Genomic DNA, 8,308 nt, shown 5'->3' with positions numbered 1-8,308 from the left:
GGTCGTAATAACGCGGCAGGTCGTAGGTTTCGAGGATGACCTTGAGCGCATTGACGTTGGCCAGCGACACGTAGTTCAGCGACATATTGCTGATCAGCTTCCATAGGAAGTCGCGGTTCAACGGTGGGGCGTAACTTGCTGTGGGCACCAGGATGTTTTTAAAGGGGAGCTTTTCCAGGGTGGCTTTGGTGTTATGGATGTCGCCGACCTTAAGCTGACGCGGAAGGTTTTGATTCGTGCAGGTCAGGTCGACGGACACCGTTTGCGAAAGATCAATGTTCTGCGTGCCAAAGCTCAGGTAGGTGTCGACCCCTTCATGGGTCAGTGACGAACGCTGCCGAACGCTATAGTGCGGGCGAGCCTTACCGCCATCGAAGCTTGCGTCATGCTCGAAAGACTCGAAGGGTACGAATTCGCCAAGGTGTCCGCCAGCTTCGTTTATCCCCACCTTGTCGACGGAAAACACACTGCGGTGCCCGCGTTTTTCTTCATCCGGCAACAGAATGTAGTGGTCCTGTTTGCCGTCGAATCGAATGGGCGAGGCTTCGCTTTCGAACAGGTTTACGATAGGCGTGCAATACAGTTTTACGTTGTTTATCGTCGGGCGCTGGCGCTCATGCCGTTTTTGGTAATGGCGAAACGCAGCTCAAACCCCTTGGTAGTTTTCAGCGTGTCTTCTGGCAGGCTTTGCAGAATGTCCAGGCCGGACACGTCGACGAACAGAAACTTTTGGTGAAACGCGAAATACTCCTGCAGGTAGCGATAACCGCGGAAGGTATTCAGAGGGTAAGGGATGAGTGCTTCATCTTCGGCGAAGCCCACGGGTTGGATGCAGTTGGTGGGCAGCGTGAGAGAGGTTTTCTTACCCTTTCCATCCTTCACCTTCTCGGTATCCGAGCCCAGAGGAGACACCTGAACGCTCCCCAGATGCCGCAACAAACTTATATAGAGCGTCTTGCTAATGTAGGGATCATCCGCGAAATGTAGCCGCAGGCTACTCAGGTTCAGATCGCCCAAATGCCCGTCCCCGGTAACCTCTAGACACAGCGTTAAAAGCGCGCCCTCACCGGTCTCCGAATAGCTCAAGGTTTTCAGTTGCAGCGCCTGCACTTGCGTCGCATAGCAGGTACGAAACTTACAGATCACACCGTCGACAGGCTTACTTTCAACTTGCGTGTCGCGCGCAGATACCACTGCCGGACCGGCCTGTGGCAGAGGCTCAAACTGCAGCATGCTGAAAGACGGCAGCGGCCGCATGTAGTTCGGCCACAGAAGATACATCAGCGAATGCGTCAGTTCGGGCAAGTCATCGTCGAGCTTTTCTCTCAAGCGCCCGGTCAGAAAGGCAAACCCCTCAAGCAGACGCTCCACATCGGGATCGCGTCCACCCGGCCCCAGGAAATGCGCCAGCGCCGGATTACGCTCAGCGAAAACACCGCCTAACTGACGTAATGCGTTTAGCTCGCTTTGGTAGTACTGGTTAAAAGACAAGGGCGATGACCATCCTGCACGAGTGCTGTTTGAAATAAGGTGAAGCGGTTGGCGTATTCCGCTGGAAGGTTCCACGTGGAACACGCCGATTTATGCGATTGAACACCGCTAGCTGACCGAGACTTTTCCGCCGCCCGTCAAACGGGCAGACAAAACGGCCAAGGACTGAATTCCATCCACGTCGAGTTGACCTTCGATGGAGAATGCGAGGTTCAGCGGATCGCCCTCATTGGGCGCGGAGACGAGGCTGACATTTGTCAGGCGCGGCTCGTAGGTTTCAATGAAGCGCTTGATGACTTCACGCCCCTGAGTCAACGCATCGTGAAGACTCAGGTTCATGTTGTTCAGGTCCGGCATGCCGTAGTCGGGCAGCGCCAACACGCTGCCCGCACGAGTGCTGAGCATTTTGCTCAGGTGGGCAGTCACCGAATCCCTAGTGGCTTCCTTGCGATTTTTGCTTCGCGTCTCGCACACACCACCAAGGCGTTCGAAAAGACTGCCGTATGCCGTCATCAATTAGGCCCTGATCACTCTTTTTCCAACTTGCCGACCAGCGACAACGTGAACTCGGCACCCATGTATTTGAAGTGCGGGCGCACGCTCATGCCCACGCGGTACCAACCAGGTTCGCCTTCAACGTCACTGACGGTGATCTGCGCAGCACGCAGAGGGCGGCGGCCACGCACCTCAGCGCTTGGGTTTTCCTGGTCGGCGACGTACTGACGAATCCACTTGTTCAGCTCTGTCTCAAGGTCCGAACGTTCTTTCCATGAGCCCAGCTGCTCGCGCTGCAGTACTTTGATGTAATGCGCCAAGCGGTTGATGATGAACATGTAAGGCAGTTGCGTGCCCAACTTGTAATTCAACTCTGATGTTTTACCTTCTTCACTGATGCCGAAAGACTTCGGTTTTTGCACCGAACTGGCGGAGAAGAACGCCGCGTTGTCGCTGCCCTTGCGCATGGTCAGGGAGATAAAGCCTTCCTCGGCCAATTCATATTCGCGACGGTCGGACACCAGCACTTCAGTCGGAATCTTGGTTTCGATTTCGCCCATGCTTTGGAAGTGATGCAACGGCAAATCTTCCACCGCACCACCGCTTTGCGGGCCGATAATGTTCGGGCACCAACGGAACTTGGCGAAGCTGTCTGTCAACTTGGTGGCGAAGGTAAAAGCAGTGTTGCCCCACAGGTAATGCTCGTGGCTGTTGGCTACGTTCTCCTTATAGACAAAGCTCTTCACCGGATTTTCTTCAGGGTCGTACGGGTTACGCAGCAAGAAACGCGGCACCGTCAGGCCGACATAGCGTGCGTCTTCCTGTTGGCGGAAGCTCAGCCATTTGGCGAAATGCGGGCCCGAGAAATGAGAGCTCAGGTCCTTCATGTCCGGCAGGCCGGTAAAGCTTTCCAGACCAAAAAATTTCGGGCCGGCGCTCGCGATAAATGGGGCATGCGCCATGCACGCGATACTGGCAACGTACTGCATGGTTTTGACGTCTGGCGAGCTGGGCGAGAAGTAGTAGTTGGCGATAATTGCCCCCACTGGTTCGCCACCAAACTGGCCGTATTCAGCCGTGTATACGTGCTTATAAAGCCCGGATTGATTGATCTCCGGCGAATCTTCGAAATCTTCCAACAAGTCTTCTTTAGAAACGTTGAGGATCTCAATCTTGTTGTTTTCGCGGAAGTCAGTGCGATCAACCAGCAACTTCAAACCGCGCCACGAAGACTCTAATGCCTGAAACTCGACGTGGTGAAGAATCTCATCCATTTGAAGGCTGAGCTTGGCGTCGATCTCGGCGATCATGCGGTCAACCATGGCCTTTTTGACCGGCTCACCCTGATTTTTCGGTTTGAGCAACTCTTCGATAAAGGCCGACACACCGCGCTTGGCGATGTTGTACGCATCGTCTGCAGGGGTCAGCTTGGTCTCGGCAATGATGCGGTCGAGAATGCCGCCCTCGGTCGTTTCAATGTTGGTTTGCGCTGCTGCTTTGGTGCTCATAATGCTGGCTTCCTTTGCGGGTGGTGGCTTAAGCGTCCGGTTTAGCGGCGGCGTTCATCTCAAGTTCGCCCAGCACTCGGCTGCGCGATTCGTCATCTTTTATGACGCTTTCGATTGCCTTGCGGAAAGCCGGTGCGTTACCCAATGGTCCTTTGAGGGCGACCAGTGCATCGCGCAACTCCATCAATTTCTTCAGCTCAGGAATCTGCTCAATCAGACTCGCCGGGTTGAAATCTTTCATGGATTCGAAGGCCAGGTTGAGCGCCAACTCATCTGAACCGCCCTCCTCCTGAAGACGGTTAGGGACGCTCAATGTCATGGCGAGCTTCTGTTTGCTCAGCACATCGTCGAAGGTGTTTTTATCGATGCTGATCGGCTTGCGGTCTTCGACCTTGCGTTCATCCAGCCGATGAGTGAAATCGCCCAGTACCATCAATTTCAGCGGCAGCTCAATTTCTTCCTGAGCATTACCTGTCGCCGGTTTGAACGTGACGTTGATGCGTTCCTTGGGTGCTACGGAGCCTTCTTTGGCCATGACTTTTCTCCTTTGCGGTGGTGACCCGAAGGCCTAAGGCAGTGCCAACTCAATATCGAGGTGGCACAGCCGTTGAAAAACATCGTCTTTACGCTCGCGCACGATTGCGTTCTGCGGCAGTAACTCGCAGCAGTGGTGCAGTAACTGAAGAACTTGCAGCGCAAGGTCCGGCTCCCAGGCCGCAAGCCCAGTGCTCTGTAATTGTTGGTCGAGCGTTTCGAGCTGAGCTTTGGCCAACTCGTATTTCTTGGCGTGGTGGCAGAGACGGGCAAGGCTCAGCTGCCAGAAGAACCGCACCCGGCCCCCCTGCGCGGTGTGTAAACCCTGCTTGAGGAGTTGCACCGCAGGCTTGAGCCCATCGCGGCGAAAAATGGGCAGCGCGTCTTGGTACGCGTCTTCCCATACCGCCTGCTGGCTGTCGTTTTGCACCGCCACTGACAAATTGGCCGCCTGCAGATGCACCAGAACATGGGCGCTGATCCAGCTACGGGTCTCTGCATCAGCGAATGGCACGCCGTCGTGAAACTTGAGGTCGACGATCGCCGGCAGGCGCTGCAAAAACAGCGAAAACTGCACTTCAACTTCGCGCATGGCGAGGTCCGCGTTAAGCCCCTGCTGACACTCCCAAGCCATGCGCTGACCGTCGAACCAGAACGGCGCTACCGCAATACTTGCCTCAAGATCCACCAGCAAGTCGGCGTACGCGCCTTGAGCCAAGCGTTCTTGAAAGGTTTTCAGCTTGTCTGCCGGCGGCCCCCGTAGCACGGTGACCTGCTCCGCGTTGCGCTCGGGAAGCGTGTCAATTGGAAGCCACAACACTGTTCGGTTAAGGCGCAACGCACGTATGTCTGTGGCTTTTTGACGTAACCACCAGGCACACAAGGTGCGCGCATTTTCCTGCTGGCCACGTAGAGCCTTTTGCGCCTCTTTTTCATTTTCTATAGGCGAACCCGGCGCAAAGAGTTGACTGGCCGCCTGCTTGATCTGGGTAATGGCCGACTCCACGGGCCCAGGCAAATTGTCCGCAGCGCGCTCGATCATGGTCTTCAAGCGTCGGCACATCGGCAGCATCAACGGCGCGTCATCGCCCAGGTGCTGCGTCAGTAACGCGTCCAACCCATGCAGGTGTTCCAACAGCAACCGGAATAAAGGCAGCTGTCCTTTGATCGGAACGCTCTCGACGAGTGCCTGATCGACCCGCAGCACCAACCAACCGAGCGCCGCAGCACGGGTACGCGGCTTTAGCGGGTTCACGGCCAGCCAATGCTGATGGCACAAATGACGAAGCATCCCGACGCCCGCCAGCAATCCGACAAAGGACTCCTTCTGGTACAGCGCCCACGTCAACCACGCCCCGACCCGAAGGTCTTTGGAATGGGTCTTTAAGATGGCTTCGCTGCGATCTATCACCTTTTGCCAATCGACTTTTTCACCCTCAACCAACGACTGAGCCTTGTTCACCTCAGATTCCAGCGCTTCAAACTCGTCCGAAAACCGAACGTCTTCCCCGCAGAAGCTCTCTGAAGTGATGGCGGCTTTAGCAATGGCGAGGAAATGGGCGGATTGATCGCTGGAATAAGTCATTGAGGGTGCCTGCCCTTTATAAAGGCACAGCGAGACCCAAGCGCTTTAGCGCCTGACCAACTTTCGTCAAATACAATAATTGAAGTTGCTATGGGTTTACTCCATTCCTGGTGCATCTGATTAGCCTTCTCTTACGCCGGCCCGTACTTTAACTGCGTATTCCCGCTCAATCTGTAGGCCAAGTAATTATCGGCTGTAGGATTTGTCCGACCTTATCGAAGAACTTTCCTGCAGACTTTTACTTTAAATATAAATAGCCGCTATCTGTAAGAAATTTCCTTCATGCATATAGGAAAACGGAATAATTAAAAAAGAATGAATAGGCTTGTTAAAATAGAATAAGCCCCGTATTTTTTACAGACATCCAACTGACAGTTCGTCCATAAATCCAATAGCCGCCTGAGATCAATACCCGAACCCTCTTTAGTATCGGACTATTAGCTTTTATTTTTTAGCGGCGTCGCCATGGAATTTTTAAAGTTTGTGCGCAGATAATTGCGCAATCTTCCAAGCATATCCGCGAGATTATTCAGGAGTACCCGCTGTGAAAGAACACGATCCAAAGAGCTGTCGTATCTGTCAGGCGAATCGGCCGAAAGGCATCGAGGACATGACACCGCAGCAGCTTGCCGCCCGTGAGGAATTGCAAAAGCCTTACTTGGCCGGGGTAGCTGCGGGCGAAGCTCAACGCGCAGCAGCGGCGCGCAGAGTTGCGGAGCATAACGCCAAGGAGCGAGCAGCCAAAATTAAAGTATTCCTCGTCATCGGCGTGTTCTTCGACGGCACGGGCAATAACGCCAGCAACACCGAGTTGGGCATTGCCTGCGGCGCGCATCATCCGATTGAACCAGAGGATCTGGACGCCAGCTGCAAGCCGTATATGGCTGACCCGAACAGTAGCTATGGAAATGATTTCACTAATGTGCGGAAGCTGAGCGATCTATATTTCGCGCCTGACAAACTGCAACCGGATGACCAAGGCAAGATCGCCTACCGAAAAATCTATGTCGATGGCATTGGCACTATTGCCGGGGAGAAAGACAGTTTCATCGGTTTAAGCTCTGGCCGGGGAGAAACTGGGGCGGCTGAACGCGTGGCAAGTGTTTTCGATCGCGTAAACCGGATAGTTCAGGATATTTATAAAGCAAATAATAATTATGAAATCATAGGCATCCTTTTCGACACCTTCGGCTTCAGCCGTGGCGCAGCGGCCGCCAGACACTTCGCCACCGAAGTTGCACGCGGGAACAGAGGGCCATTAAAATATGTGCTTAACAGCAACAAAGATGCCTTCAGTCCCACCTTCGCTGATAAATATAAAGACGGTATAGACATGGGCTTTATTGGCCTGTTCGATACCGTCGCCGCGACTGCCGGGCTCGACAATGGGTTCAATGTCAGTAGTGGAATTACCCCCGGACTGAACATTGTATTGCCCAAGTCAGACTTCAAAGACGTGGTACACCTAGTGGCCCGCGATGAGTACCGCGATAACTTTGCGCTGAACAGGATCGGCCCCGAGCAGCTGGAAATAGCTCTGCCTGGTGTGCATTCGAATCTGGGTGGTGGTTATCGCCTCGAATCCGATGAGTGCGTTCTGGTCAGCCCGATGCAAGGGCTAACGGTTGCGGCTAACTGCGACGTAAAAACCACCTCCATCTACCAAGATGCGTTGCAGGCCAAGCAGAAAATGATTGCCGAGGGCTGGCCCGTTGAGATGCTTGAGGTTATCACCCCGCCGCCTGTGGAGCTGGCTATCGATCCTCAAGATCGAATGGCGCCTCAGGAAAAACGCGTATTCGCCGGCTTGCAACTCAAGCGCGCCATGCGCGGTGACTTGTCGCGGGTGTACCTGCGCGTTATGTATGAGTTGGCGAAACAGAAAAAAGTAACGTTTCACGACCTCAAGGAGACAGACTCCGAATACGCTCTTCCCCCGGAACTCCGATTGCTTAGGGATCGCTTTGTCGCGGGGGACTACAGCACCACGCCAGACGAAGAAGCCCAGTTAAAACTGCGCTATATCCATACCTCGGCCAACTGGAGCCATCCCGCAACCCACAACGACGGACGGGGTCAAAAATTTGTGTACATCAATGCGCCCACCAAGACCGGCATCCGCGTCAAACATCCTCATATAGCCGGGGGCCAGAAATGAAATTGAAAACAATTGTTATCGTATTGGGCTCACTTCTGCTCGGCGGATGCCAAGCCGCTGACCCACTGTCTGGCGCGAAAGACCGCCATGATCGCTGGTGGGACTTGCATTTTACGGCGCCGGATTACATGCCCAGTTGGGTTGAGGCTAGTGCCGTAGTTGACATCAATAATCGATTTTTCCCGCGTGGAGGGGCAGGCGTTATTGGCGGTGGAAACTTCCACGACGAAGGTATCGAATCTGCTCGGGGATGGCCTGGCTATAGGGGAAACGGAAGCTCTGTGACCGGTGCAGATCTGCCCAGACGAGTTTTTGTGCGCTGGCAATCAACAGTCGAGCCTCAGACTTACCAAGGCTGGATTGAGATCCCAGAAGAAGCTCGGCAGTTGCTGCGCAAGTCCGTCGCTCGACGCTGTGCTGAAACACCCGAAATGCCGTCTCCGTACCATGCCAGCCTAACCTTGGGGCTTGCTCCTGGTGGCATAGTAAAAGCGTGGGTATTCGATGAATGCTTGAACGCCATCCCCGTCGCCCGCG

6 protein-coding genes and 1 pseudogene are annotated in these 8,308 nt (G+C 54.3%); 2 read left to right on the top strand and 5 right to left on the bottom strand.

What is annotated here, in order from left to right; translation table 11 throughout:
* The 5 genes and pseudogenes from tssF to tssA form a co-directional block, all read right to left on the bottom strand.
* Positions 1-1,491: pseudogene (tssF, locus tag M0974_RS12890) on the bottom strand (type VI secretion system baseplate subunit TssF); the annotation flags it as partial.
* A 108-nt stretch (positions 1,492-1,599) separates the two neighbouring features.
* Complete coding sequence (tssE, locus tag M0974_RS12885) at positions 1,600-2,004, bottom strand: type VI secretion system baseplate subunit TssE (RefSeq protein ID WP_297836910.1); 405 nt, start codon at positions 2,002-2,004, stop codon at positions 1,600-1,602.
* Between the two features lie 14 nt (positions 2,005-2,018).
* Positions 2,019-3,494 carry a type VI secretion system contractile sheath large subunit gene (gene tssC / locus M0974_RS12880; RefSeq protein ID WP_297836907.1) on the bottom strand — a complete coding sequence of 492 codons (1,476 nt, stop codon included), beginning with the start codon at positions 3,492-3,494 and terminating at the stop codon, positions 2,019-2,021.
* A 28-nt stretch (positions 3,495-3,522) separates the two neighbouring features.
* A complete protein-coding gene (tssB, locus tag M0974_RS12875; RefSeq protein WP_297836904.1) occupies positions 3,523-4,029 on the bottom strand; it encodes a type VI secretion system contractile sheath small subunit in 507 nt (168 codons plus the stop codon).
* 33 nt (positions 4,030-4,062) lie between these two features.
* Positions 4,063-5,613: a type VI secretion system protein TssA gene (gene tssA, locus M0974_RS12870; protein ID WP_297836902.1), complete on the bottom strand. Its 1,551-nt coding sequence runs from the start codon at positions 5,611-5,613 to the stop codon at positions 4,063-4,065.
* Positions 5,614-6,157: 544 nt separating this feature from the next.
* Here tssA and M0974_RS12865 point away from each other — a divergent pair.
* Together M0974_RS12865 and M0974_RS12860 are read left to right on the top strand one after the other, a co-directional pair.
* Entirely contained in the window at positions 6,158-7,771 is a 1,614-nt protein-coding gene (locus M0974_RS12865) for a DUF2235 domain-containing protein (protein ID WP_297836899.1), read from the top strand.
* Positions 7,768-8,308: DUF2931 family protein (locus tag M0974_RS12860; protein WP_297836897.1), on the top strand; the 541-nt coding region annotated here is incomplete at its 3' end. The genes M0974_RS12865 and M0974_RS12860, both read left to right, overlap by 4 nt.

It is taken from the genome of Pseudomonas sp. (assembly GCF_026224925.1).
Taxonomy (GTDB): Bacteria; Pseudomonadota; Gammaproteobacteria; order Pseudomonadales; family Pseudomonadaceae; genus Aquipseudomonas.
The sequence above is the reverse complement of the archived record's forward strand: the minus strand, read 5'-3'. Positions and strand labels throughout refer to the sequence as shown.

Excerpts from the sequence above, each read along its gene's own strand:
- tssE (WP_297836910.1), bottom strand. The coding sequence starts at position 2,004 with ATGACGGCATACGGCAGTCTTTTCGAACGCCTTGGTGGTGTGTGCGAG.
- tssC (WP_297836907.1), bottom strand. The coding sequence starts at position 3,494 with ATGAGCACCAAAGCAGCAGCGCAAACCAACATTGAAACGACCGAGGGC.
- tssB (WP_297836904.1), bottom strand. The coding sequence starts at position 4,029 with ATGGCCAAAGAAGGCTCCGTAGCACCCAAGGAACGCATCAACGTCACG.
- tssA (WP_297836902.1), bottom strand. The coding sequence starts at position 5,613 with ATGACTTATTCCAGCGATCAATCCGCCCATTTCCTCGCCATTGCTAAA.